Genomic DNA, 24108 nt, shown 5'->3' on the forward strand with positions numbered 1-24108 from the left:
GGGAATATCTCATGAAATTCAGTGAACTCTGGTTACGCGAATGGGTAAATCCAGCCATTAGCAGTGAAGCATTATCTGATCAAATCACCATGATAGGTCTGGAAGTTGATGGTGTTGAAGCCGTTGCTGGTCAATTTCACGGTGTGGTTGTCGGTGAAGTTGTCCAATGCGCCCAGCATCCAAACGCGGATAAGCTACGGGTAACAAAAGTGAATGTAGGTGGTGAGCGACTGCTGGACATTGTTTGTGGTGCGCCAAATTGCCGTTTAGGGCTGAAAGTTGCAGTAGCGACCGTGGGTGCTGTATTACCGGGTGATTTCAAAATCAAGGCGGCAAAACTGCGGGGTGAGCCTTCTGAAGGGATGCTATGTTCTTTTTCTGAACTGGGTATTTCGGAGGACCATGACGGTATTATGGAATTGCCAATGGATGCTCCTTTAGGTGTTGATCTGCGTGAATATCTGAAACTGGATGATCAAATCATTGAAATCAGCATTACACCTAATCGCGCTGACTGCCTGAGTATTATAGGTGTTGTACGTGATGTGGCGGTTGCTAATAAAATGCCGCTATCTGAGCCTCAAATTGAGGCAGTAAAACCGACAACAGATGCTATTTTCCCTATTCGTGTTGAAGCAACAGAAGCTTGCCCACGTTACTTGGGACGGGTAATTAAAAACATTAACGTAAAAGCAGCAACACCACAGTGGATGCGTGAAAAATTACGTCGTGGTGGTATTCGTTCCATCGACCCGATTGTCGATGTGACTAACTATGTCTTGCTTGAATTGGGCCAACCGTTGCATGCGTTTGATTTGGAACGTTTGAATGGTTCAATCACTGTCCGTATGGCGAAGCAGGACGAAAAATTAGTGCTGCTGGATGGTACAGAAGCCAACCTTTCTACTGATACGCTAGTTATTTCTGATGAAAAACAAGCTGTTGCAATGGCAGGTATTTTTGGCGGCGAACATTCAGGTGTGAATGAAGAGACACAAAATATTTTACTTGAGTGCGCATTTTTTGCCCCTTTAGCGATAGCTGGCCGTGCTCGTCGCTATGGTTTACACACTGATGCTTCTCACCGCTATGAACGTGGCGTTGATCCTCAGTTACAACACAAAGCAATAGAGAGAGCGACTCAACTGTTGATTGATGTTTGTGGTGGTGAAGCTGGTCCGATTATTGATGTTACTGATGAATCTCAATTGCCACAGCCTGCGACAATCACATTACGTCGTGAAAAATTAGATCGTTTGATTGGTCATTATATACCTGATGAACAAGTTGGTGACATTTTGAACCGCTTAGGTTGCAACGTCACTATTCAGGAAAATTGTTGGCAAGCGGTTGCGCCAAGCTGGCGTTTTGATATGGAGCTGGAAGAAGATCTGGTGGAAGAAGTTGCCCGTATCTACGGTTACAACAATATTCCAGATGTACCGGTGCGTGCGGATCTTATCATGAAAAAACATCGTGAAGCGGATCTTTCCCTGCAACGTGTTAAAACCATGCTCGTTGACCGAGGTTATCAAGAAGCGATTACTTATAGCTTTGTTGATCCTAAAATTCAGGCGCTGTTACATCCACAGCAACCAGCGTTGATGCTACCTAATCCAATTTCAGCAGATATGTCAGCAATGCGTTTATCTCTACTGACTGGTTTGCTAACGACGGTGGTATATAACCAGAATCGCCAGCAAAACCGTGTGCGCTTGTTTGAAACTGGCTTGCGTTTTGTTCCTGATGAAAATGCAGAACAGGGCATTCGTCAGGAGCTAATGTTAGGGGGAGTCATTACCGGCAATCGTTTTGAAGAACACTGGTCACTGGAAAAACAATCTGTTGATTTCTTCGATATGAAAGGCGATTTGGAAGCTGCTCTGGAGTTAACCGGAAAATTATCTAAGATTTCTTTTAGAGCAGATGTAAATCCTGCGTTGCACCCGGGGCAAAGCGCCGGGATTTATTTGGAAAATGAATACATCGGATATATCGGTGTGGTTCACCCAGAATTGGAAAGTAAACTTGACTTAAATGGTCGTACCGTAGTATTCGAAGTACTCTGGAACAAGCTGGCAAGCCGCGTGGTACCTGACGCGAAAGAGATTTCACGTTTCCCGTCAAACCGTCGTGATATCGCGATCGTGGTGCCTGAAAATGTTGCTGTAGAAGATGTTTTGGTTGAGTGCAAGAAAGTTGGCGTAAATCATATAGTTGGCATAAACTTGTTTGACGTGTATTGTGGTAAAGGTGTAGCAGAGGGTCATAAGAGCCTTGCTATAAGTTTTATCTTGCAGGATACCGCGCGTACACTGGAAGAAGAAGAGATTGCTGCGACAATTAATAAATGTGTTGCAGTGCTGAAACAGCGATTTCAAGCATCCTTGAGGGACTGAACTTATGGCGCTTACTAAAGCTGAAATGTCAGAAAATCTGTTTGAGAAACTGGGAATTAGCAAACGTGATGCTAAAGATCTGGTTGAATTATTCTTTGAAGAAGTGCGTCGTTCTTTGGAGAATGGTGAGCAGGTAAAATTGTCTGGATTTGGCAACTTTGATTTACGGGATAAAAACCAACGTCCGGGGCGTAATCCTAAGACTGGTGAGGACATTCCGATTACAGCTCGCCGAGTAGTGACATTCCGTCCTGGTCAGAAGTTAAAAAGCAGGGTTGAGAAAGCCACGCCTAAAGAATAATCAAAAAGGCCGCATCAATAGCGGCCTTTTTCTTAAACGAATCTGCCTTCATGAGCTTGATTTACCATGCAACCCGCTTATTCCATCGCTGAATTAGTGACTCGCCAGAAAAGACGTGATTATCGCTTTCTGGCAATTCTTATGTGTTTATTTCTATTGGTTTTTTTTCTCTCACTCTGTGCCGGAGAAAATTGGATCTGGCCTGATAAATGGTTTTCTGAAACAGGTCAATTGTTTGTGTGGCAGTTGCGTTTTCCCCGTGTATTAGCTGTCGTTGCTGTAGGTGCGAGCCTGACGGTGGCGGGTGCCGTCATGCAGGCGCTGTTTGAGAATCCGTTGGCGGAACCTGGGCTATTGGGGGTCAGTAATGGCGCTGGCGTGGTGGTGGTGTTTCTGGTGCTGATGTTTCATGGTATTGCGCCATTCTGGTTATTAAGTATTAGCGCTGTGCTCGGAGCGTTGACTGTCACAATGATATTGCTGACTTTTTCAAGAAAGCGTTATCTGAATAATGCCCGTTTGTTGTTGGTGGGAGTGGCTTTTGGCGTCGTCTCTGGCGCGTTAATGACTTGGATGGTTTATTTTAGTACTAGCCTGGACTTGCGTCAGCTAATGTATTGGATGATGGGAAGTTTCAGTGGAATAGACTGGCGGCAGCAATGGTTGGTAGTCGCTTTATTTCCTTTGATCATTTGGTTGAGCAGGCAAGGAAAAGTACTTAATTTTCTTTCATTGGGAGAAACACAGGCTCAACAGTTAGGTATCTCGCTTTATTATTGGCGTAATTTATTTGTGTTTGCTGTTGGGTTGTTGGTCGGGTTAAGTGTTGCACTTGCTGGAACAATCAGTTTTATTGGTTTAGTCATTCCACATATTTTGCGTTTATGCGGTCTGACAGATTATAAAACACTACTGCCCGCCTGTGTACTATCCGGTGGTTGTGGATTATTGCTGGCTGATTTGTTTTCTCGCCTTAGTTTGAATAATGCAGAAGTACCGATTGGCGTTGTGACTGCGACATTGGGTGCGCCAGTATTCATTTGGTTATTATTGAGAGTCAGAGACTGGGGTTAAGAAAGTGGATAATGTGCAAGAGACCAATCAGTTGATGACTCTCAGTCAAGTATCAGTACGAAACCGATTAATGCCGTTGACAACGTTGGTACAACAGGGTGAACAGGTACATCTCATTGGGCCGAATGGTTCAGGAAAAAGTACACTACTGGCCTGTATGGCCGGTATTTTACCCTATAGTGGCGCAATCAATTTGCAACAAAAGTGTCTGGGTCAATATAGTCACTACCAATTAGCCAGGCACAGAGCATGGCTGAGTCAGCAAATTTCTTCTGTACCGATAATGCCGGTTTTTCAATATCTGCAACTGTACTTCGCTGCCCATCTTGTTAATTGTGACGACGTGTTGTCAGAACTTTGCTCCTTTTTTAAGTTGGGAAAGCTTCTGGAGACACCTGTAGGCAATCTATCTGGTGGTGAATGGCAAAGGGTGCGATTAACTGGGGTTTTTTTGCAAGTCTGGCCATCAATCAATTCGCAGGGCAAATTATTGCTCTTGGATGAACCTACGAATAATCTTGATATCACTCAGGTAGCAGCACTTGATCTGTTGATCAAGAAATTTTGTGAACTCGGTGGAGCCGTAGTCATGAGTGGTCATGATCTAAATCATAGCTATGATAAAGCTGATCGAATCTGGCTGCTCGCTAATGGTTCACTGGTTGCGAATGGAAAACCGGATGAGGTAATGAAAGAAAATATGCTCTCTAGCGTTTTTGCTGCTGATATCAAATGCATACCAGAAAGGGCAGATAAATATTGGCGGGTTTTCTTACCTTAATGTAGTCCAGTCTTACTGTACCTACCGTGAATCTATTGTAATTTCCACTTAATTTGCTAAATCATACCTGTGTTTACGATTCGTTCAAATATAGTCATCTAATATATTGTCATATTATGAATGAATTGGACTGTGTTTTATGGATCGTTTTCTTCCATTTTCTCGTCCTGCGATAGGTGATGAAGAAGTTCAGGCAGTAGAGAAGGTTCTTCGTTCGGGGTGGATTACAACAGGCCCTCAAAATCATCAATTGGAACAGGACTTTTGCCGCATGTTTGGCTGCAAATATGCGGTTGCATTGGCCTCAGCAACGGCGGGTATGCATCTGACACTCATGGCGTTGGGAATTGGACCTGGTGACGAAGTGATTACACCATCTCAAACTTGGGTTTCCACAATAAATATGATCTGTTTGCTTGGTGCTGAACCGATCATGATTGATGTTGATCGTCATACTTTAATGGTCGATGCGCAGACAGTGAAAAAGGCGATTACTTCCAGAACCAAAGCGATTATTCCGGTTCACTATGCTGGTGCGCCTTGTGATTTAGATGCATTGCGTGGGATTGCTCAGGAGGCGGGTATTCCATTGATTGAAGACGCAGCTCATGCATTAGGAACCCGTTATAAGAATGAATGGATTGGTGAGCACGGCACGGCGATTTTCTCTTTTCATGCCATAAAAAATGTCACTTGTGCGGAAGGTGGTTTAATTGCTACTGATAATAGTGAACTTGTTGAACGAATTCGATGTCTAAAGTTTCATGGATTAGGTATTGATGCTTTTGATCGTCAAATTCAGGGCAGGCGACCACAGGCGGAAGTTGTAGAACCGGGTTACAAATATAATTTATCTGATATTCATGCTGCGATTGCTGTTGTGCAATTAAGTAAATTGGAGTCAATGAATATTCGCCGTCGGCAAATTGTCGCCCGCTATTCAGCGGCACTAAAAGATTTGCCTTTGCAGATGTTAAGTGTGCCCGATTACGAGCATATGCATGCACATCATCTATTTATGGCGCGGGTTGATAAGGATGTTTGCGGCATTGATCGCGACACGTTAATGGAGCGTTTGCAAGAGAAAAATATTGGCACGGGTTTGCATTTCAGGGCGGCGCATACACAAAAATATTATCGGGATCGGTATCCGACATTGTCATTACCCGAATCAGAGTGGAATTCAGTAACACTTTGTTCATTGCCGCTCTTTCCTGATATGAGTGATGACGATGTGGATTATGTTATTGATGCTTTAAAAGAAATTATTTCGGAGCACAGATAAGTGTTATTTGAACAAATTAAAAAAGTTTCTATTGTTATTCCGGTTTATAACGAAGAAGAAAGTTTACCCATTTTATTGGAAAGAACTTTAGCAGCCTGTAAACAATTGACTCAGGAATATGAGCTTATTCTTGTTGATGATGGCAGTAGTGATAAATCGGCGGAAATTCTGATTCAGGCTGCGGAACAATCTGAAAATCATATTATTGCAATTTTACTTAATCGTAATTATGGTCAACATTCAGCGATTATGGCGGGGTTTAATCAGGTCAATGGCGATTTAATTATTACGCTCGATGCTGACTTGCAGAATCCGCCAGAAGAGATCCCCCGTCTTGTTAAAACGGCTGAACAGGGTTATGACGTCGTAGGTACCCGCCGGGCTAATCGGCAGGATTCTCTGTTCCGTAAAACAGCTTCAAAAATCATCAATGCGATGATTACTAAGGCAACAGGCCGTTCTATGGGAGATTATGGCTGTATGCTTCGTGCCTACCGTCGCCATATTGTTGACGCTATGTTGCAGTGTCATGAACGCAGCACCTTTATTCCTATTCTGGCAAATACTTTTGCCCGTAAAACCATTGAGATTGATGTCGCTCATGCGGAGCGTGAATTTGGCGATTCCAAATATAGCTTCATGAAGCTGATTAATCTGATGTATGACTTGCTGACCTGCCTGACAACAGCACCTTTGCGTTTGCTGAGTGTAGTGGGCAGCGTGATTGCAGCTTCTGGTTTTTTGCTGGCTGTATTATTGGTGGTTTTACGTCTGATTTTCGGTGCTATATGGGCAGCAGAAGGGGTATTTACTCTATTTGCCATTCTTTTCATGTTTATTGGCGCGCAGTTCGTCGCGATGGGCTTATTAGGTGAATACATAGGCCGTATCTATAACGATGTTCGTGCACGCCCACGTTATTTTATTCAAAAAGTGGTCGGAAATAAAAAGACCAACGACAACCAGGAAGAGTACTAAATGAAAGCAATTGTATTTGCCTATCATGATATCGGCTGTATCGGGATCAATGCTTTAACTAAAGCGGGTTTTGATATTCAGGCGGTATTTACCCATACAGATGATCCTAATGAAAACCATTTTTTCTCTTCTGTTGCCCGTTTAAGCGCAGATTTGGCGCTGCCGGTTTTTGCGCCAGAGAATGCTAACCATCCACTTTGGATTGAACGTATTCGGGAACTGAAACCTGATGTAATTTTCTCTTTTTATTACCGAGATATGTTAAGCGAAGATATTTTATCGCTGGCGAGCACAGGCGCATTTAATCTGCATGGTTCACTGTTGCCAAAATACCGTGGTCGTGCTCCGATTAACTGGGCGATTTTAAATGGTGAAGTGGAAACGGGTGTAACCCTGCATAAAATGGTGTTGAAACCTGATGCAGGAGACATTATTGCTCAACATAAGGTTGCTATTGCAGAAACAGATACTGCGTTGACGTTGCACGGTAAAATTCGCGAAGCAGCGGAAGAACTGCTTGATCAAATATTACCTCAGATTAAAGCAGGAATTTATCCTGCCATACCTCAAGATGAAAATCAGGCAACTTACTTTGGCCGTCGTACTGCTGCGGATGGTGAGATTGACTGGCGCAAATCAGCCACTGAAATTAACAACCTTGTCAGGGCAGTGACTGAACCATATCCAGGGGCATTTACTTTCTTGGGTGAGCGTAAGATTACTATCTGGCGCGCCTCCCCATTAAATGAGACTCATGATAAACAGCCAGGAACGGTATTATCGGTAGATCCGTTAATTATTGCCTGTGGAAAAGGCGCATTAGAAATTATCAATGGGCAAAGTGAATCGGGTTTGTATGTTCAGGGTCATCGTCTGGCAGTTGATATGAGCATTGTGACTGATGTACGTTTTGGTTCAAAGGCAACTGCTCAAATTAGCCACCGGAAGCGTGTATTAATTCTCGGTGTAAATGGCTTTATCGGTAATCATTTGACAGAACGTCTATTACGTGATGGCAACTATGATATTTATGGTATGGATATTGGTTCTTCCGCCATTGAGCGTTTTATTGGTAATCCGCGTTTTCATTTCATCGAAGGTGATGTCAATATCCATACTGAGTGGATCGAATATCACATTAAAAAGTGTGATGTTGTTTTGCCATTAGTAGCCATTGCGACTCCAATTGAATATACCCGTAATCCGTTGCGTGTATTTGAATTAGATTTTGAAGAAAATCTAAAGATCGTCCGTTATTGTGTTAAATACAATAAACGAATTATTTTCCCGTCCACATCAGAAGTTTATGGGATGTGTGATGATAAAGAATTTGATGAAGATGACTCTCGTCTGATTGTTGGTCCAATCAACAAACAGCGTTGGATCTATTCTGTATCCAAGCAATTGTTAGATCGTGTTATCTGGGCATATGGCGAGAAAGAAGGGCTAAAATTCACCCTATTTCGTCCATTTAACTGGATGGGTCCACGTTTGGATAATTTGAACTCTGCACGTATTGGCAGTTCCAGAGCGATCACACAATTAATATTGAACTTAGTTGAGGGTTCACCGATCAAATTGGTAGATGGTGGTGAACAGAAACGCTGCTTTACTGATATTAATGATGGTATTGAAGCGCTGTTTCGTATTATTGAAAACCGGGATGGATTATGTGACGGTCAAATTATCAATATTGGCAATCCAACTAATGAGGCCAGTATTCGCCAATTGGCGGAAATATTACTTGATAGCTTTGAAAACCATGAATTGAGAGATTATTTTCCGCCGTTTGCTGGATTTAAAAAGATTGAAAGCGGCAGTTACTACGGCAAAGGTTATCAGGATGTTGAACACCGTAAGCCAAGTATTAAAAACGCGGAGCGGTTATTAGATTGGAAACCAACCATTGACATGAAACAGACGATAAACGAAACACTGGATTTCTTCTTGCGTGGCGCAGTGGAAGAATTAAGGAAAAATTAATGAAACAAGTTGGCTTGAGAGTTGATGTGGATACCTATCGAGGAACCGTTGAAGGGGTGCCGCAATTGCTCAAAATATTGGCAAAACATCAGATTCAGGCCAGTTTTTTCTTTAGTGTTGGGCCGGATAATATGGGGCGCCATTTGTGGCGTCTTTTACGGCCGAAATTCTTATGGAAAATGTTGAGGTCAAATGCAGCATCTCTGTATGGTCTTGACATTTTACTGGCGGGGACTGCATGGCCGGGTAAGAAGATTGCTAAGAATTTAGGCTACTTGATGAAGCAAACTCTGGATGCAGGCCATGAAGTGGGTCTGCATGCTTGGGATCATCAGCGTTGGCAGGCGAAAGTCGGCCGTTGGTCTGAAGCTCAGTTAACAGAGCAGGTTAAACTGGGGGTGGATGCATTGGTACAGGCAATTGGTCAACGGGTAACTTGTTCTGCTGTTGCTGGTTGGCGAGCTGATGAACGCGTACTCGCGGTAAAGCAACAATTTGGTTTTGATTACAACAGCGATTGTCGGGGAACTCATCCATTCAGGCCCATTTTGCCTGATGGTACTCTTGGCGCCGTGCAAATTCCGGTGACGTTGCCAACTTATGACGAAGTAATAGGAATTCAGGTTAAAGATGAAGATTTTAACCAGTTTATCCTTGATAGGATGAAAAACAGCCAGGGAGTTCCAGTATATACCATCCATACGGAAGTAGAAGGGATGTCCAAGTCCACAGAATTTGCGACGCTGTTGGAGATGGTTCATCGGGAAAACATACAATTTTGTGCATTGAGTCATCTGCTGCCTGAAAATATACAGCAACTTCCTGTCGGGAAAATTATTCGTTCTGAATTTCCCGGCAGAGAAGGATGGTTAGGATGCCAACAAGAGGTTTAACTTATCTATGTTAAATAACCGGGCGTGTAAAGTAGGGGCTTTTTTGATGGCTCTTTTTTTTGTCCTTACCTATTTATTACCCCTTAATGGCCGTCTGCTATGGCAGCCTGATGAAACTCGTTATGCAGAAATTAGTCGAGAAATGCTGCAACGAGGAGATTGGATTGTTCCGTATTTGCTGGATATTCGTTATTTTGAAAAGCCGGTAGCAGGCTATTGGATTAATAATATTAGCCAATGGATTTTTGGCGATAATAACTTTGCAGTCCGTTTTGGATCAGTTTTCTGTATTTTTATCAGCACAATTTTATTATATCGACTTGCTATGATGATGTGGCATAACCGGCATATTGCTTTTGCCGCTAGCCTTATCTACATCTCAATGTTTCTGGTATTTGCCATTGGTACTTATAGTGTACTCGACCCGATGTTTTCTTTGTGGGTAACGGCTGCCATGCTGTGTAGCTTTTGGGCGCTAAAAACAGACGGTACCAGACAGCGGATAATGGCATATTTGGCGCTTGGTTTGTGCTGCGGTATGGGTTTTATGACCAAAGGGTTTCTGGCATTGGCTGTTCCGGTCATTGCGATGCTGCCCATTGTCATTTATCAGAAGCGGGTCCTGCAAATGGTCTGCTTTGGCCCACTTGCTATTATTTCGGCGATAGCAATTAGTTTACCGTGGGTAATTGCCATTGCCCTACGTGAGCCTGACTATTGGCACTATTTCTTCTGGATTGAACATATTAAACGTTTTTCTTCCGATGATGCACAGCATATTGCGCCGTTCTGGTATTACATCCCCATTTTGATTTTTGGTGTGATCCCGTGGTTGGGATTATTACCCGGGGCGGTGATGAAAAGTTGGAAAGAAAGAAAAGCCAATCCTGAAATGTTTTTTCTACTTTGCTGGTTTGTCGTGCCATTGTTATTTTTCAGTATTGCGAAGGGAAAATTACCCACTTATATCCTGCCCTGTATGGCGCCATTGGCAATGATGATGGCTAAATTTGGCGTCGATTGTGTAAGGGATGGCAAGATGAAATTACTAAAGATCAATGGAATGGTTAACGTATTTCTTGGTTTGCTGGCGGTAATGGTCCTATTTGCTATGGAAGCAGTAACAAAACATTCTTTATATCAGCCATCAGAATGGCTTAAGTGGATTTTAGCGATTGTTGCTTTTGGCATTTGGGGAATTATTGGTTATCTGTGTTTTGCGCTGAATGGGAAATATTGGTTATGGGCGGCATTTTGTTCCATTGTTGTCAGTTTAGTGATAGGTCATGCTTTGCCTGAGAATACCGTTAATTCCAAATTACCGCAGAGTTTTATTAAGTTACATCATCAGGAACTGGCAGGCAGTCGCTATATTCTATCGGAAAGTGTTGGTCTTGCGACGAGTGTCGCTTGGGAGATGAAGCGTAGTGATATTTATATATTTGAGCGTTGGGGAGAGCTGGAATATGGGTTAAATTATCCAGATAGCCAATATCGATATATCAGCTATCAAGATTTTCCGCAATGGTTGGCGAAAGCGCGTAAAGAAGGGCGGGTGTCAGTGCTCTTTCATTTATATAAAAATGAAAAATTACCTGATTTGCCAAAAGCAGATCACATTAATCGCAATTATCGCTTTGCTATTTTGGTTTATGAGAAGCAACCATGATGAGTCTCGCTTTATTATTGCTGGTTAGCTTGCTGACATGTGCTGGTCAGTTATGTCAGAAACAAGCGGTGATATGTTGGCAGCGTAATGTTTATCGGCGGGCATCTGTATTGAAATGGCTGGTGGGGGCGGTGATTCTGCTGGCTGTTGGCATGTTATTGTGGCTTCGTTTGTTGCAAATATTGCCATTGGGAATTGCTTATCCGATGCTGAGTGTGAATTTTATTATGGTCACTTTGGCGGGTAAGTTTTTCTATCAGGAGCAGGCAGGCAGAAAACATTGGAGTGGAGTTGTGTTTATTATGTTGGGCATTTTGCTGATGAGTTTGAATGAATGAAAGGTTATATTTGGGGATTAGTTAGCGTATTACTGGTGACAATAGCCCAGTTATTACTGAAATGGGGTGTTGTCAATTTGCCAGTATTGAATCTTGATTTGCATTGGTTTGATATTGAGTGGCTATGGAGTTATCGTCATTCTCTGGTGATGGTAATGGCTGGTTTGGCTGGATATCTATTATCTATGTTGTGTTGGTTATTTACGCTAAAGTATTTACCATTAAATAAAGCTTATCCGTTAATCAGCTTAAGTTATGTCTTTGTCTATTTAATGGCAGCTTTGTTGCCTTGGTTTAATGAAACTATCACATTATTGAAAACGGCGGGTGTGATTTTCATTTTGTGCGGCATCTGGTTGATTAGCCGTCCAGAATGAGGAATAAAATAAATATTTAGCTGTTTTACTTAAAATACAGCCTTGTTTTTTTATTGAGTGCCGGATAGAGTTAGTTTATTTTGCTGATCTTATGAGGAGGGGGTAATGATAATAAGAACAAAAGAGTTGCTCTTGTTGCTCAGTCTGTTACTTATTGGCTGTTCCAGTCACGCCCCTAGGATTCCGGCTCCGGCGTTAAAAACGGCGCTTTCTGATCCAATCATGGTAATTGCTCAGCTTAAGGAGCAGCTAAATCAATGGCGTGGTACACCCTATCATTATGGTGGAATGGATCATCGGGGGGTAGATTGTTCAGGTTTTGTTTACCGCACTTTCAGTGACCGGTTTGATATTCAATTACCTCGTACTACCGGTGGGCAAATAAAATTAGGGGCCCGCATTGATAAAAGCGATTTAATGCCGGGTGATTTGGTCTTTTTCAGAACAGGTAGTGGCGAGCATGGATTACATGTTGGTATTTATGATGCTAATAACCAGTTTATTCATGCATCAACCCATAAAGGTGTTACTCGTTCATCTATGAATAATGTTTACTGGAAAAAAGCTTTTTGGCAAGCTCGTAGAATTTAAATACATTTTTATCAATGATCTGTAGAAATTGTTATTAATTGGAATAGCAGTTATATTTAATTGTTAGTCATTATGGCAGTCAATAAATTATCCATACTGCATTTAACTTGGTTAGAGAATACCTGATTTTTATTTAAGATATATTAGTTAAAAAATATTAAAAATAAATAACCAGTTATTTAGATATAGGAGGTTGGTTGAAATATCTATTATGGTATTATTTGGTTGTTATTTTCATTGTGGCACTATTTGAACTTATAATAATACTCGTCTTTTTTTATGAATTATTGGATTAAAATATTTATTATCTTGTGGTTATATTTTTAAATGTAGTAATATATTCTTGCATATTTTCAATAAGTTTATATTCAAAAATAAAATGGCATTAATGCCAAGTGCAATAAAAAATCAAACATTATTTATTAATCCAACTTGTTTTTATGAGTTGTATTTTTGTTTGCTTGATTAAACTGATAAGTGTATTTTTTAAGGTGAAATATAAATAACTGTTCTGTGAAGCGTAATGTTTGCATACTATAAATATGATTGATTAACCCGATGACTTTATCTACCAGAAATTAATTCTATTTTATCGAAGAGAATAGATCTAATAACTTAAATAATCGCAAGAGGAAAACTAATGACAAATAAACAACCTTATTCTCCTGAAATAAAATATTCTCAGTGGGCGCCTAATGATGCGCCACTATTTATCATACTTGGACAATCAAATAGTTATGGTCATGGAACACAATTACCACAAGATGAAGAAATTACCCAAGGTTTAAAAAACGTATTCACATTATCTCTGTCAGAAGTTTACAGCGTTGACTTTCCTGCAATTAACTGGACAGGGCTGACTAGCTTTGGGAATGCCAATATTGGCGCTCCTGTCGGTTCACCTAGTGGCAATCAAGATCACTCAGTTAATGCTGCCAACCGTTTTGCTAAACTCTGGCAAGACCATATAAATCAAGGTAATGCGCTTAATTTGCCTGATCTTTATGTCATTTTGATGGGTTGGGGTGGTCAGGGTATGTATCTGGATAATCCGCCGGATAACCGTTGGGCGCCTGAGCGTGATCCCTGCGATGTGGAATCGCTCTATCCCCGTGCGGTCAGAACTTTGCGCATGGCGGTCGAATCACTACGTAAGCTAGGCAAAAATCCTCGCATTTTGGCTGTTCATTGGAACCAATGGGAAGCAGAAACCGAAAATTTATTGGCGGCACAGGCATCAGAGAAGAATTTTACCCGCATCATTACGGGTATCAATGATGCTTTGGGTTATCGTAGTATACCGTGGAGATTGTATTATCCACTTTCGGTTGTGGTTGATCCCATTAACACCAGTTATGTGCTTGAGGCAATCAATAATGTTATCGCTGATGATCCTCGATACCGAACATTGATTGATGCACGGAATTCGCCCGGCTATACCGGAAAGGCGACTGAGTTTGGTGTTTTTCTGCCTGATAGTATTCATTATGATGACAAAACCCAGACATGGTTTGCCCAACAGGAATGGGAATTGATTTTATCTGGTTATAAAGGGGTTGAATTACCATAGGATTAATTATCCGAGAGATACTAAGATGGCGGCTAAGGCTGTCATCTATTATCAGGTAAAAAATAATATATTCTTTGGGGTTCCGTGAATGTCTTTTCGGCGTACATATTAATAAGCGTCTATTTTGTATGCCATAATGGCACTATATTTATATAGACTAAAAGTGCAGATGAAATCATGTCTACTAATACAGAGCGTAAAGAAACCCGTTTAGTTGCAATAACTTCCACAGAGATTCAAGAGATCATACAAAGAGCGGCTGATTACTCCGGCGCAACATTTTCACAGTTTCTAATTGAATCAGCAATGGAGAGAGCACGTAATGTGATCGAACAAACTGAAACCTTACATCTTTCGATGGCCGGTGCTGATGCTTTGTTGGCAGCTTTAGAAAATCCGCCGAAAGCAAACTCAAAGCTGCTTAAAGCCTCGAGCTACTATAAGGATAGGGTGAATGTTCATAATCCTTGAAGAAATCATACAGCAACTTTCTTAAATCTTATCAATACTCAAAGCAAATCAGAATTGCCGCCTATAATATTAGCGGCAATCTTTGGAGAGTTATTGAAATATTATTGCCAACTGACAGTAATTTCTCCGGTTTGACCTGCCACCGGTACTGTTCCACCACTTGCTACTCTCAGAGCATAAAAAAATTGCTGCGTCGGACTGCTGTTATTGAATGCGGCGGTCGACATTCTTCGAGTGCGTGATATATCCAGACAATTGTTGGTATTTCCTTGGCAAAGATAAACAGATAGTCCTTTAGGCCATCCAACAACGTTCCAGGTCCAAGATACATTGTTAATACTGCCGGAGGCTGGTGGCGATCCGGAGATAGGAAGATAAGCTATTTCTGTGAAGTTTCTGGAATACACTGTCGGCAGAACAACTGAAGAGTGATAGCTGCCACTTGCCGCAGGCGCTGTTTGTGAGAATATAGTTAACAATAATGCGCTACCAATACCCAATATTTTTTTTAATTTCATAGCCATTACCCCAATACCTGATAATTTTCCATTGCGAGAACTTAGATATGCATTTTGATCTCGCGCCCTGTATCTCCTGAGTTTTTATAAAAGCCTGTACGCAATGCCAAAGTAGGCAGGAGTAATTTGGGTGGATTAGTCCCAAAATGCAATGGGTGATTTGAATTTATGTTAAGTAAATCTAATATATTATTGCTGTTCCGTGTTTTTGCCTGTCACTTAGACTGTAATCTTTTACAACAAAATCTTCCCATGATATAAAACCGGCTAAACAATCAAGCGGAGTCAGTGATACGTTTAATGGATACAAAAAACGATGAATAAATTAGACATGACAATCACAACTTCCCCATGTCAGGAAGCCCTGATTTACATGGAAAATATTTGTCGCTCTTATCGTATGGGGGAAAAATATTACCCAGTACTTGATAAAATATCATTCACTATCATGCGCGGGCAAAGTTGTGCAATTGTCGGCGCTTCCGGTTCAGGTAAAAGTACTCTACTCAATATTCTTGGTTTACTGGATCAACCCACTTCTGGATATTTTCAGTTTAGTGGCGTTAATATAACAAATGTTACTCCTAATGAACGGGCGAGAATAAGAAATCAGGAAATTGGTTTCGTGTTTCAGAGTTTCAATTTACTTCCCAAAATGCAGGCGTTGGATAATGTGGCGCTGCCATTGTTATATCGTGGATATTCTCGTTCTCTCGCTCGGCAAGAGGCGAAATATCAGCTTGAGTTGGTTGGCTTGGCAGGCCGTATTTATCATCGTCCGGCTGATCTCTCCGGGGGACAGCGGCAGCGTGTTGCCATTGCCAGGGCTTTGGTCGGTAAGCCTTCTCTGATTCTGGCGGATGAGCCGACAGGCAATCTCGATAGTGCTACAGCAAGTGATATTATGGCGCTTCTTCTGTCATTGAACCGTGAGCAAGGCGTTACGCTCGTCATGGTTACACATGATGAAGCAATAGCCAAAAATATGCAGCGCTGTCTCTATGTTAATGGCGGGCGGCTTTCCGAAACCGATTCGTGGCTGGATAGCTCTGATGCTTAATGTGAACTCTGGCCGCTACGGTTTTTCCTTCGCTCAAGCCCTGCGTGAATCGTTGGGTAGCCTGCGTTTGCTAGGAAGGCGTTCCTTGCTTGCTTTGCTTGGTATTGCAGTCGGATGTGCTTCTGTCATTGCGCTTTTAAACATCGGTCATAACGCTGTTAATGAAGCTATCAGCACTTTTAAAAGTATGGGAAGCAATATTTTGGTTGCTCATTTTAGTTTTATTCCAGGCGCCGATGTCAAACCCGCGCCATCTACACTGGATACTCAGGCGCTGACTCGTACAATACCGACTATCATCCATGCTGCACCCATCACGTTACACTCAACCCGCATACGCTTCCAAGGGCAAGGGATAGATACGAATATTACCGGTACATCCTCTGATCTGGCTGCGGTACTGGATTTACAGATTGAGCGGGGGCGTTTTCTGTCGGACTATGATCGTCAAACGACCTATGCCGTGCTCGGAGCGGATATTGCCAAACAATTAAAAGTAGCCAATCAACCTATCCGAATAGGTGATCAATTGCAAATTGGGGAATATCTGTTTGAAGTCATCGGCATTCTCGCTGCTCAGGGGCCGAACCCTTTACTCCCCGGCTCGATTGATCATTCTGTCATATTGCCCATTGAAGCAATGCGACGATTGCGGCCTGCGCCAGAAATTGGGAGTGTCATTGCTAAAGCATATGACACAACAACGCTAAACAGTGACGCGGCGTCGTTACGTGACTACCTTGTCTCATTATCAAAAGGTCGTCAGGTCGAAGTTGAGATCCCGAAACAATTGCTTGATGGATTGACGCGTCAGGCAAAGACATTTTCCTATTTGCTCGCGGGCTTGGGGGGAATTTCTTTGCTGGTGGGAGGTGTGGGCGTGATGAATGTCATGCTGATGAATGTATCGGAACGCAGGCGTGAAATTGGTGTTCGTATGGCTTTGGGAGCTCGGCCTGTTGATATTGGCATGCTGTTTATGTTGGAAGCTGCCATTTTGGCAATTGCCGGCGCAATGGTTGGTTCATTATTGGGGGTAGCGGCAGGATACCTATTTGTAAAATTTTCGGGTTGGGTGTTTACGTTATCCCTATTCTCTCTGCCTCTGGGTATCGCCAGTTCATTAGTAATCGGCCTGTTTTTCGGTATTAATCCGGCATTAGCGGCTGCCAGGTTACAACCTGTAGAGGCACTGCGTGATGATTAGCCAAGTTTTTCAACATGCGATTGGCATCATCATTGCCCTAATGATAACTATATCTGCCAAACAGGCTTTAGCGGAGCAGTTGAATCCATCGCAGGCAACCATGCCTACAACGAATACAATTTCGCTTAATCAGCAAACTATTGGTCTGACACTCAGTGATGCAATCTATTTAGGGTTACGAAACAATCGCTTGATTCGCAGTGCTTATCTGGATCGGATTGCGCAAAAATTCGATTTACGTGTTGCTGAGGATCGTTTTACGCCAAAATTGCTGATTAATAGCCGTTATATTGCTGCCCGTAATCAAAGCGATCGTTATCGCCAAAGCGAAATTACACCCACCTCTACGCTGCTTGGAGAATATGGTACTCGATTCAGTTTATCTTGGACGAATCGGACGACATGGGCAGACAACGCGGGTCGTAGCCGCAATGATGGTGTTTCATTTTCAGTGATTCAGCCTTTGCTGCGTGGCGCCGGCAAAGATGTGGCTACAGCGCCTGTGCGCCTCGCTCAATTAATGGAACAGACAAATCGTTTGAACCTAAAAGCGACGGTATCCCAGACGATCACGCAAGTTATTATGGCTTACCGTGAATTGTTGCGTGCTCAAGAACAATTACAAATCGCACGTGATGCTCTTGAACGTTCGCGTCAATTGCTGGAAGTGAACAAAGCTATGATCTCCGCAGGTAGAATGGCGGCTTTTGAGATTGTCCAGACGGAGGCTGATGTTGCCATGCAGGAACTGTCTGCGGAGGAGGCAGCTAATCAATTGGACACTAGTCGTTTAGAATTGCTGCGGTTGCTTGCTTTAGACTTACAAACTCAGGTGAAGGCTACTGATAGATTGGAAGCTAAGCGTGTAGATATTAACCTGATTCAGGCGCAGCATTTAGCACAGGAGCAGCAACCATCGTATCTCACTCAATTGATTACTGCGGAGCAGGCTGCAATTAACCTGACTGTTGCCCGTAACGAACGCTTATGGGATGTCTCTTTGGTTGGCGGGGCTAGTCAGGTACGTGATCGAACAGGGTCAAACAGTTCACGTAATTGGGAAAATTACGCGGGTGTTCAGGTAGAGATACCCATTGGCGATTTGAGTCAGCGACAGGCAGAAGTGCGGGCACGGGTTGATGTTCAGAACCAGGACATCCGTCTTGCTGAGGCAAAACAGTCACTGGAACGTAATGTGGGTAATGCGGTGCGCGATATTGGTACGCGTTGGCGTCAATATGAGATCGCACAGCGTGCCAGGGATCTCTCCTTGCGCAAGTTAGAAATTGAACGTGAAAAATTGACGGTGGGCCGCTCCAGTAACTTTCAAGTCTTGAGCTTTGAAACCGATTTGCGTAATGCTGAGAATGTTCGCCTCAATGCGTTGATCACCTACTTAAATGCACAAGCGGAGTTGGACGAAACATTGGGCACCACGTTAGGGAGTTGGGACATTGCACTTAACGACTAAAATCGGGGCGTTTGCCCGTTTTCGACGTAAAACTCTTTGGTTCACGGCGTTTATTATTGCACTAATCGCTGGCGTCATTACCTATCTTTTCTTTCCTTATTCAACTGAGACATCATCGTCGCAACGGTGGGTGCATGTTGAACCTCAACTACAGGAAAATCGTCTTGGGTTAGTCGGCCGCATTCAGGCTGCAACCAGTTTGACGATTGCAACGCCATTTGATGGTGTTATTGCCGAAGTGATGGTAACAGAAGGCCAGCGTGTTAAGCGAGGGCAGCCCTTGTTAAGCCTTGATACGACACAGTTGGACATTCAACTGCGGCAAGCGCTCACAGAACTGTTGAAAGCCCAGAAAACCGTACAAGATTTGGTGGGGTGGGAGAACAGTCCGGATGTCGCTAGGGTACGTAGAGCTTTAACGAATGCTCAGTTAAGTTTGAGTGATACCGAACGCAAGCTAATCGATACCCGGGCTTTGTTCGAGCGTGGCATTGTTCCCCGCATGGAGGTTGATACACTGGAGCAGCAGGTCAAAGTTCAACAGCTAGATCTTGCCGCCGCTAAGGTGGAACTGAGTGTTGCCCTTGATAAAGGCATAGGGGAGAATCGTCAGATTGCTGATATGGAATTAGCGAATGCCCAATCGCGTTATCAGGCGCTTCAGGCCCAGCAAGCCCAACGTGAATTGATTTCTCCTTTTGACGGCATCGTTATTCGCCCTCAGGTACCGGAATCAGATAAGGGGTTATTTATTCAAAAGGGGACACGTGTTACTCAGGGAACACCGCTGTTAGGGGTAATCAATTTGGAGCAAATTCAGGCGGTAGCCCGTATTGAAGAGACTGACCTGCATCAAGTGTATGAAGGAATGCCGGTTGAGATCACCGGTGACGGTTTTGCCGGGCTATCTCTACGAGGGCAAATTAAGACAATTGGCGTACAGGGGAATTCAAAGGAAATGCAAGGAGCGGGCGTGACCTACGATCTGCTAGTGGCGATTGATCCTCTCACTCCTGAACAGCGGCAGCGTATCCGGCTGAATATGAGTGCGAAACTGGCGATTGTCACCTATCGCAATGAACGTGGATTGGCTGTACCCGCCGAGGCATTACGTACCGGCCTCGATGGACGAACTTTCGTCAACTATCGCCGTGAATTAAATGCACAAACACAGCAGATTATAGTGACGCCGGGGCATGCTGTCCCTCAGGGAGTAGAGGTGAGTGGGTTGGAGGCAGGTTATGTTGAAGTTCTTGGGCAGAAATAATTCATTCAACCTTATTGAGCAGATAATATAATTTAGGTGGAATATCTCATTGTGAAAATTTATATATTGGACGTCATGAAGGGTTTCTCCATCCATTTCAAAAAATGCTTAAACTTTATTAATGTGCGCTATTTAAATAAATTCTGCAAAAAAGTGGTCTATATTATAGAGACATAAAGTGGAAATTTACTTTATGAAGTTGAGAATATATTGTACGGAAAAATAAATTATAGAAAAGAAAGTTGTATTGAAACGCAGTAAGCCATCCTAAACAACATAAAGGAGAGTATCTAACATGTTAGTACGCAAATCGTTGTTGGCCCTGTTTGCAACTGCTTCCCTTACTGCCGCAGGTGCTGCTTATGCAGGTCCACCCGTAACAGTGACATTTAAGCATCTTGGTGCGTCTGGTAGCGAGAATGCTGTTTATACCATCATTACTAATAATGAATCCGGTACATACGTAAATGCAATACCTAAACCTAGTCCAAGCGTAGGGCCGGGAGAAATCAATAGTTATCAGGTTCAAAGCCCACTTTCACCTGATGTAAACTATGCGATGGTGCGATATAAAATAGGGGTTAAAACTTGCGAATTTATGACCACTTTTGTGAACGCATATGTTAATGGCGTTAAAATTCCAAAATGGAATAAAGGAGCAACGCCGAGTGGAGGCGCTGTTTGTAATGCAACCATCACCTCTACTAATATTGCGACCTACGCATGGTCAGTTGAATTTACGATGAAGTAGTGAACAGTGAGTCAGATTATTCTATGTTATAAGAGATAGATCTGGCTCATCTTATTTTTTGTCATTTTTTTCTGATGTTATGACTGCCATTTAATCGGTTATCGTGATTTTTAATGACTGATCTAATTTCAATGTGAAATAGAGTTCCCTTATTACCTATGTATATTGCTATAACTATATGAATTTTGGATTATCTATCCGTTATTTTTTATCTTGAATTTTCTGTTGATCATATAATTACTAACTACTACTATTAGGAGGATTCTTTCTTTACTGTCTGTTCAATGTAAATAATGCAATATATAAATATGTGATCGCTAAACTCAAAATAAAAAACATACGGTAATTTAATTTGTTATTTAAACTAAAATTGAATGTTTGTTTTTTTTTGGTTTTTATTTTCTTTGGTCTTTTATTGACGCATTATTAGTTCTACACTATTTTTAAAGTTGGAAAGTGTTTTTATTTTTTTATAAGTTTATGGATTATGATGGTTGAATATGGATGTTCAATAAATTAGTTAAGTTTTTGGTTTAATATGAATTTCTATATTTATAACTTGATGTGAATTTAATCTTATAAGGAATAATATATTATGATTGATCAAAACAATTCTAATAATATAGTTGAACCTAATGTGACGATTTCTGATGTAACTGTATCCTCTATTCAAATTGCTCCAGAAATAGCCAGAAACAATGTTCATGTGATCATTGTTGATGACAAAGGTGCTTCACGGGATTTTCTTTTGGATAACTCTGATGGTGGTTATCAAGGGAGTGGTAGTTTATTAACTTTGATTCTTGCACACCTTAATTCGAAAAAAGTCACTATTAGAACTACTGGATATGAATATAATAAACATGGCTATATCAATGGTGTATTAATTAAGGGGGATAAGGGATCAGGCAGTGGGTCAGGTAGTGGAACAGGTAGTGGAACAGGTAGTGGAACAGGTAGTGGAATTTTGGAATGATAAAGGATGGTAAAAATTAGGAATGATTGGAGTGAAAATTCCTATAGAAAATATTATTCGTTATTATTTACGTTAAAGGTATTAAAAGTTTGTCCCATTAAATTATTTTATTTGCCAATTTAAAATTGGGCAGTATTCAAATTGTCTTCAAAATAATATCTATTGGGACAAATGGTGAATTGAGATTAAATTTTAATAAAAACCCTGATATTTAATCTTCAGGGTTTTTACTTCTTAATAACTGAACATACATTGAATTTTAGGAAAAGGCGTCTATAACTATCTGATATCTGATTTTTATTGATTTTATTTGGCTGGGTTATTAAGTATTATTAAATAAGTTATTCGAATTAATATTAATTGTCAACAAATAATAATCTTTTGCCAATATGCATTGGAGAAAAATAAGTAAAATGGTATTTTTATATTTTTGATTGTATTTTTTTAATATTTTTTCAGTAAGATATTATCTTGTTGATTAAATAAGAAAGCATCTCACATTATGGTTGTGATTTGTATGAAAATATTTTTGTTTTAAAATTATATTAATCAGTTTATTCATCTTGGATTAATAGAATCGAATGGATTTTATTATCATTGAATAAAGTTATTATCTGAAATAACTTATTCTGTTCTCTGTTCTCTGGCTGTAAAATCCTTATTTTGTTTTTTGAATAATTGGGGAGTTAATGAATTCAGATGACATAAAAGTTAAATAAGGTTTCATAATTCCACTACACATGGTTTTCTTTAACTCATTGTTATACATAGGGTTGTTGGTGGATAAGGTGTAGCACCATTCTGGAAAGTTATTTAAATGGTCAATAAAATATTGACCATTAGGGAATACTATCAATAAGGTTATTAGGGACTCGGTTATTGCTTATGACCTAAGAAGTACTTTAATTCAGGGAGATTGCCATTTTCTCTGAATCTAGCAGGCGTGGTATTAAAGTGTTTTTTGAAGATCCGAGTAAATGTTGCCTGAGAACTGAAACCATACTGTAAGGCAATATCAAGGATTGGCAGGTTTTCTTCACGCAGAGATCTTGCTGCTTCATGTAAACGCCGTTTGCGAACATATTCACCCAGGGTATAGCCTTTCACTTCTTTAAACACTCTTTGTAGATGCCACTTTGAATAACCGCTTTTGTCAGCAATGGTCGCTATTTTTATACCTTCGTTACGTTGGAGCTGAGTTTCGAGCCATCTGACAATATCATTTACTACATTTTCTGACATTTTCACCTCCCACTAATGGTGGGCTAGTTGCTAAAGCATTAGATTTCGTTAGTTATTCTCATAATGATAATAACGATGGTGACTAATGGTGTGTATTTTAAAATAAATCCGGGATATCTATAGGCAAAAAGTGCTATTTATAATTGATAATTATTATCATTTATGCAAATTCCCTTTGTTTTAACAATAAGTAGCATCAAATGATCTTCACTAATTTATTTAAAACAGTATCATCGTTCGTTATTTAATTTAATGGAGGTTGTAATGCAATCGGACTTGATTTTTTTAACTAAAAAGTTGGCATTTTTTGTTTTTTATGCTCTGATTTTCGCTATGGTTATAGGCTTACTCTTTATTGATGTTATCTATTTGCAGAATGCAGTGAAGGAGAGCTCATTAACTGAAATTTTTCAGGAGAGTATACTGTTTGTTATTTCTGCTGTATTTCTGTTGGAAGCGAAAAAGAATAGTCAATTGCGTCCCGCGTTAGTCTTAATATCAGGTTTTTTTGCTTGTTTATTGATAAGAGAGTTGGATTCTATTTTCGATGAAATATTTCATGGCGCCTGGGCGTGGATTGCTATTCCGTTAGCGCTCATTTGTATTTTTTATGCTGCTTATAAAGGCAGGGATACATTGGTTGGGCTTGTTCATTTTACGCGCCATCAAAGTTACGGCATGATGGTTGCGGGTATTTTGTGTGTACTCGTTTTTTCCCGCTTATTTGGTATGGGAGAATTATGGCAAGGTTTAATGCTCGAACATTTTAATCGAGCTGTAAAAAACATGGTTGAGGAAGGATGTGAACTTCTGGGTTATTGCTTGTGTCTGATTGCAACTTTTTGGTATCTGCCTGATGCAATAAAATTTCGCAAGTAAAAAGTAAGACAGGCAAAAAATTGAAAT

The 24108-nt window shown here is 41.2% G+C and carries 23 protein-coding genes; 21 read left to right on the forward strand and 2 right to left on the reverse strand.

Going from position 1 to position 24108, the window contains the following annotated elements:
- Positions 1-11: 11 nt before the first annotated feature.
- The 14 genes from pheT to TI10_RS00835 all read left to right on the forward strand — a co-directional run bounded on the left by pheT (position 12) and on the right by TI10_RS00835 (position 14710).
- Positions 12-2399, forward strand: a complete 2388-nt coding sequence (pheT, locus tag TI10_RS00770; protein ID WP_049581273.1) for a phenylalanine--tRNA ligase subunit beta — start codon at positions 12-14, stop codon at positions 2397-2399.
- 4 nt (positions 2400-2403) lie between these two features.
- On the forward strand, positions 2404-2700 hold the full coding sequence (ihfA, locus tag TI10_RS00775) for an integration host factor subunit alpha (protein WP_011146885.1): 297 nt from the start codon (positions 2404-2406) through the stop codon (positions 2698-2700).
- A 66-nt stretch (positions 2701-2766) separates the two neighbouring features.
- Complete coding sequence (gene btuC / locus TI10_RS00780) at positions 2767-3774, forward strand: vitamin B12 ABC transporter permease BtuC (protein WP_049581274.1); 1008 nt, start codon at positions 2767-2769, stop codon at positions 3772-3774.
- A 34-nt stretch (positions 3775-3808) separates the two neighbouring features.
- On the forward strand, positions 3809-4555 hold the full coding sequence (btuD, locus tag TI10_RS00785) for a vitamin B12 ABC transporter ATP-binding protein BtuD (protein WP_049582121.1): 747 nt from the start codon (positions 3809-3811) through the stop codon (positions 4553-4555).
- A gap of 139 nt (positions 4556-4694) precedes the next feature.
- Positions 4695-5840 (forward strand): UDP-4-amino-4-deoxy-L-arabinose aminotransferase, encoded by a 1146-nt coding sequence (gene arnB / locus TI10_RS00790; protein WP_049581275.1) that lies wholly within the window; start codon positions 4695-4697, stop codon positions 5838-5840.
- Entirely contained in the window at positions 5841-6818 is a 978-nt protein-coding gene (arnC, locus tag TI10_RS00795; protein WP_049581276.1) for an undecaprenyl-phosphate 4-deoxy-4-formamido-L-arabinose transferase, read from the forward strand.
- Positions 6819-8801 (forward strand): bifunctional UDP-4-amino-4-deoxy-L-arabinose formyltransferase/UDP-glucuronic acid oxidase ArnA, encoded by a 1983-nt coding sequence (gene arnA / locus TI10_RS00800; protein WP_049581277.1) that lies wholly within the window; start codon positions 6819-6821, stop codon positions 8799-8801.
- Positions 8801-9694 carry a 4-deoxy-4-formamido-L-arabinose-phosphoundecaprenol deformylase gene (arnD, locus tag TI10_RS00805; RefSeq protein ID WP_049581278.1) on the forward strand — a complete coding sequence of 298 codons (894 nt, stop codon included), beginning with the start codon at positions 8801-8803 and terminating at the stop codon, positions 9692-9694. The genes arnA and arnD overlap by 1 nt, the downstream gene beginning before the upstream one ends.
- 7 nt (positions 9695-9701) lie before the next feature.
- Complete coding sequence (gene arnT, locus TI10_RS00810; protein ID WP_049581279.1) at positions 9702-11363, forward strand: lipid IV(A) 4-amino-4-deoxy-L-arabinosyltransferase; 1662 nt, start codon at positions 9702-9704, stop codon at positions 11361-11363.
- A complete protein-coding gene (arnE, locus tag TI10_RS00815; RefSeq protein ID WP_049581280.1) occupies positions 11360-11701 on the forward strand; it encodes a 4-amino-4-deoxy-L-arabinose-phosphoundecaprenol flippase subunit ArnE in 342 nt (113 codons plus the stop codon). The genes arnT and arnE overlap by 4 nt, the downstream gene beginning before the upstream one ends.
- Positions 11698-12078, forward strand: coding sequence for a 4-amino-4-deoxy-L-arabinose-phosphoundecaprenol flippase subunit ArnF (arnF, locus tag TI10_RS00820; RefSeq protein ID WP_049581281.1), 381 nt, complete (start codon positions 11698-11700; stop codon positions 12076-12078). Before arnE ends, arnF begins: the two co-directional genes overlap by 4 nt.
- Before the next feature lie 105 nt (positions 12079-12183).
- A complete protein-coding gene (locus TI10_RS00825) occupies positions 12184-12669 on the forward strand; it encodes a C40 family peptidase (protein WP_049581282.1) in 486 nt (161 codons plus the stop codon).
- Positions 12670-13309: 640 nt separating this feature from the next.
- Positions 13310-14239: a sialate O-acetylesterase gene (locus TI10_RS00830; protein ID WP_049581283.1), complete on the forward strand. Its 930-nt coding sequence runs from the start codon at positions 13310-13312 to the stop codon at positions 14237-14239.
- A gap of 177 nt (positions 14240-14416) precedes the next feature.
- Positions 14417-14710, forward strand: a complete 294-nt coding sequence (locus TI10_RS00835) for a type II toxin-antitoxin system TacA family antitoxin (RefSeq protein ID WP_049581284.1) — start codon at positions 14417-14419, stop codon at positions 14708-14710.
- A gap of 101 nt (positions 14711-14811) precedes the next feature.
- Here the strand turns inward: TI10_RS00835 and TI10_RS00840 are convergent, their stop codons facing one another.
- Positions 14812-15234, reverse strand: a complete 423-nt coding sequence (locus TI10_RS00840; RefSeq protein ID WP_049581285.1) for a flagellar protein FlhE — start codon at positions 15232-15234, stop codon at positions 14812-14814.
- Between the two features lie 310 nt (positions 15235-15544).
- Here TI10_RS00840 and TI10_RS00845 point away from each other — a divergent pair, with 310 nt between their 5' ends.
- The 6 genes from TI10_RS00845 (at position 15545) to TI10_RS00870 (ending at position 21960) form a co-directional block, all read left to right on the forward strand.
- Positions 15545-16288 (forward strand): ABC transporter ATP-binding protein, encoded by a 744-nt coding sequence (locus TI10_RS00845; RefSeq protein WP_244161484.1) that lies wholly within the window; start codon positions 15545-15547, stop codon positions 16286-16288.
- Positions 16281-17495 (forward strand): ABC transporter permease, encoded by a 1215-nt coding sequence (locus TI10_RS00850; protein WP_049581286.1) that lies wholly within the window; start codon positions 16281-16283, stop codon positions 17493-17495. Before TI10_RS00845 ends, TI10_RS00850 begins: the two co-directional genes overlap by 8 nt.
- Positions 17488-18966 carry a TolC family protein gene (locus tag TI10_RS00855; RefSeq protein ID WP_049581287.1) on the forward strand — a complete coding sequence of 493 codons (1479 nt, stop codon included), beginning with the start codon at positions 17488-17490 and terminating at the stop codon, positions 18964-18966. Before TI10_RS00850 ends, TI10_RS00855 begins: the two co-directional genes overlap by 8 nt.
- Complete coding sequence (locus TI10_RS00860) at positions 18950-20233, forward strand: efflux RND transporter periplasmic adaptor subunit (RefSeq protein WP_080984973.1); 1284 nt, start codon at positions 18950-18952, stop codon at positions 20231-20233. The genes TI10_RS00855 and TI10_RS00860 overlap by 17 nt, the downstream gene beginning before the upstream one ends.
- Before the next feature lie 295 nt (positions 20234-20528).
- Entirely contained in the window at positions 20529-20984 is a 456-nt protein-coding gene (locus TI10_RS00865; RefSeq protein WP_049581288.1) for a hypothetical protein, read from the forward strand.
- Positions 20985-21579: 595 nt separating this feature from the next.
- Complete coding sequence (locus TI10_RS00870; protein ID WP_049581289.1) at positions 21580-21960, forward strand: hypothetical protein; 381 nt, start codon at positions 21580-21582, stop codon at positions 21958-21960.
- A gap of 876 nt (positions 21961-22836) precedes the next feature.
- On the opposite strand, the gene TI10_RS00875 is transcribed toward TI10_RS00870, so the two are convergent.
- Positions 22837-23202: a helix-turn-helix domain-containing protein gene (locus tag TI10_RS00875; protein ID WP_049581290.1), complete on the reverse strand. Its 366-nt coding sequence runs from the start codon at positions 23200-23202 to the stop codon at positions 22837-22839.
- A 264-nt stretch (positions 23203-23466) separates the two neighbouring features.
- Here TI10_RS00875 and TI10_RS00880 point away from each other — a divergent pair, with 264 nt between their 5' ends.
- Positions 23467-24081, forward strand: a complete 615-nt coding sequence (locus TI10_RS00880; protein WP_049581291.1) for a hypothetical protein — start codon at positions 23467-23469, stop codon at positions 24079-24081.
- Positions 24082-24108: the final 27 nt, after the last annotated feature.

The sequence above is a fragment of the Photorhabdus luminescens subsp. luminescens genome, assembly GCF_001083805.1.
GTDB lineage: Bacteria > Pseudomonadota > Gammaproteobacteria > Enterobacterales > Enterobacteriaceae > Photorhabdus > Photorhabdus luminescens.